The 2,199-nt window shown below is 63.9% G+C and carries 4 protein-coding genes, 1 pseudogene and 1 riboswitch; all 5 genes and pseudogenes read left to right on the forward strand.

Annotated elements, in window-relative coordinates; genetic code table 11:
* Positions 1-166, forward strand: a 166-nt coding sequence (locus EOA27_RS33015; RefSeq protein ID WP_145970703.1) for a MoaD/ThiS family protein, incomplete at its 5' end; no start/stop codon positions are given.
* A 1-nt stretch (position 167) separates the two neighbouring features.
* The gene (locus tag EOA27_RS33020) at positions 168-647 is read left to right on the forward strand and encodes a molybdenum cofactor biosynthesis protein MoaE (protein WP_126078200.1); all 480 of its coding nucleotides are present in this window, start codon (positions 168-170) and stop codon (positions 645-647) included.
* A gap of 134 nt (positions 648-781) precedes the next feature.
* Positions 782-1,195, forward strand: a complete 414-nt coding sequence (locus EOA27_RS33025) for a YbaY family lipoprotein (protein WP_127258362.1) — start codon at positions 782-784, stop codon at positions 1,193-1,195.
* Positions 1,196-1,376: 181 nt separating this feature from the next.
* Entirely contained in the window at positions 1,377-1,646 is a 270-nt protein-coding gene (locus EOA27_RS33030) for a hypothetical protein (RefSeq protein ID WP_126061785.1), read from the forward strand.
* Positions 1,647-1,903: 257 nt separating this feature from the next.
* Positions 1,904-1,966: riboswitch (Fluoride riboswitch) on the forward strand.
* A gap of 98 nt (positions 1,967-2,064) precedes the next feature.
* A pseudogene (locus tag EOA27_RS42575) lies at positions 2,065-2,199 on the forward strand (fluoride efflux transporter CrcB); the annotation flags it as partial.

The following is a 2,199-nucleotide window of genomic DNA, read 5'->3' on the forward strand; positions in this document are numbered from 1 at the left end:
GGGCGACCTGCTGCGCTGGCTGAAGTCGCGCGGCGAGGAGTACGAAAACGCGCTGCAATACCCCGACGTCATCCGTGTCGCCATCAACCAGGAACATGTCGGCCACCGCGAGAAGATCGCCGGTGCGCGCGAGATCGCGCTGTTTCCGCCGATGACCGGAGGCTGACATGGCCGGCGCCGTCGTGCCCGCCATCCGCATCCAACGCGAGGATTTCGACGTCGCCGCCGAGATCGCCGGCCTGACCAAGGGCCGGACCGATATCGGCGCCGTGGTCACCTTTTCCGGCCTTTGCCGTGACGAGCAGGGCACGCTGTCGGCGCTCGAGCTCGAGCACTATCCCGGCATGGCGGAGGCCGAGATCGGCCGCATCGCGGCTGAGGCCATCGAACGCTGGCCGCTGCAGGGGCTCACCGTCATCCATCGCCACGGCAAGATAATGCCGGGCGAAAACATCGTGCTGGTGGTCGCGGCCTCATCGCACCGGCAGGCGGCCTTCGAGGCTGCTAATTTCCTGATGGACTATCTGAAGTCGCGCGCGCCCTTCTGGAAGAAAGAGCATCTTGCCGACGGCTCCGAGGGCGGCTGGGTCGAGGCCAAGGAAGCCGACGACCAAGCGGCGGACCGCTGGAAGAAACCGGGCCGATAATGCATGTCGCCCAGAAGTGAGCAGCGGTTCTGGGACAACGATATGCATCAGAGAAAACGCCTATTCGGCCATCGAACCACCGCAATCCTTCCCAAGCTTGCCAATCGGTTTGATTTGCTTGGCGGGACAATCTCATGCTGGACCGCATCGCGGAGTTCTTCATCTTCGGGCTGGTGCCGCTGGTCGTCGGCATTCTTGCCGTACCGCAAGTGACCAAGGCCGCCGAGAAGACCATCGCGGGCGAGGTGACTTATCGCGAGCGCATCGCTTTGCCGCCAGATGCCGTGCTCGTGGTCGAGCTTGCCGACGTCTCGCTGGCCGATGCGCCGGCAACCGTGATCGCAAAGCGCAGGGTAGCGCCCATCGGACGGGTGCCGATCAAGTTCGACATCGGTTTCGACCCCAAAGCGATCCAGAACGGTCGGACCTATGCGCTGCAGGCGCGCATCACGGTCGGCGAGCGGCTGATGTTCATCACCGACACGAACCACCAGCTCGATCCGCTGGCCGGCACGCCGCAGACGGTGTTGGTGAAGATGCCGCGCTGACGTCGGGCGCCGACTGTACGGCCGCGACTTTTCAGCCAGGAAACCGTGCTCGCCGGAATAAACCGCCGGCGCCAGGCGTTGACCTATGCAGATGGCGGGCAGGCAAAGGGACAAACGTCCCTTCACTCAAACCGCCAGACCGAATGCGCGGGATCGATCTGGCACTCAATGGAGACCAGATATGAAAAAGCACATGCTCATTCTCGCAGCCACAAGCGTATCGCTGATCGCCTTCGCAGGTTTTGCCCGCGCGGACGACCATCTGTTCAACGCCACGCAGCATGGCCTCAGCCCCGACAGCCAGCCCTTCCAGACCAACAAGGCCGGCCATAGCGGCGACCTTGCGCCTGGGCAGGGCAGCCCGTTCACCGGCGAGGAGACGAAGACGCCGGCCACCGACACAGAGGCGGCGAACGCCCACGCCAATGTGAAGGAGCGCCAAGCAAAGTAACGTTACCCTCAGACGCTGGCGGGACAGCGCCCTCCTCTGTCCTGCCGGACATCTCCCCCACGAGGGGGGAGATCGAATGTCGCGCCGGCTTTCGCCAATCTCCAGCGTTGCAGGATTGAGTTCGGCGCCACGGCTGCCAATCTCCCCCAAGTGGGGGAGATGGCCGGCAGGCCAGAGGGGGGCGCGAAGGAACGCGGGGTAACCGTCTTTCAGCTAGCGGCCCCAATTGACCCCACCGCCTCAACCGCCTAGGCTCGCCCGAAAATGGGGATGGGGTTCCCCCGAAACCGCCCTTATGGGCTGATGACTCCTGCCAGGCGTGCTCTTGCGCGGCAGGATTTGTTTTTCCCGCTCGCATCATGCCTGATTTCGTGAAGTGATTCCCGTGCGGGAATCGCATTGGAAAGGCATTGAGACGATGACCCTTGCGGCCTGCGCCCTGGTCCTGATCGGCGGTTTCCTCGGCGGCGTATCCCGCTTCTTCCTCTCCGGCGTGATTGGCCATGGGGTCGGCGAGACCTTTCCCTGGGGCACGCTGGCGGTCAACGTCTCC

The sequence above is a fragment of the Mesorhizobium sp. M2A.F.Ca.ET.037.01.1.1 genome, assembly GCF_003998075.1.
Lineage (GTDB): Bacteria > Pseudomonadota > Alphaproteobacteria > Rhizobiales > Rhizobiaceae > Mesorhizobium.

Coding starts and splice junctions, on each gene's coding strand:
- EOA27_RS33020 (WP_126078200.1), top strand. CDS start 168: ATGGCCGGCGCCGTCGTGCCCGCCATCCGCATCCAACGCGAGGATTTC.
- EOA27_RS33025 (WP_127258362.1), top strand. CDS start 782: ATGCTGGACCGCATCGCGGAGTTCTTCATCTTCGGGCTGGTGCCGCTG.
- EOA27_RS33030 (WP_126061785.1), top strand. CDS start 1,377: ATGAAAAAGCACATGCTCATTCTCGCAGCCACAAGCGTATCGCTGATC.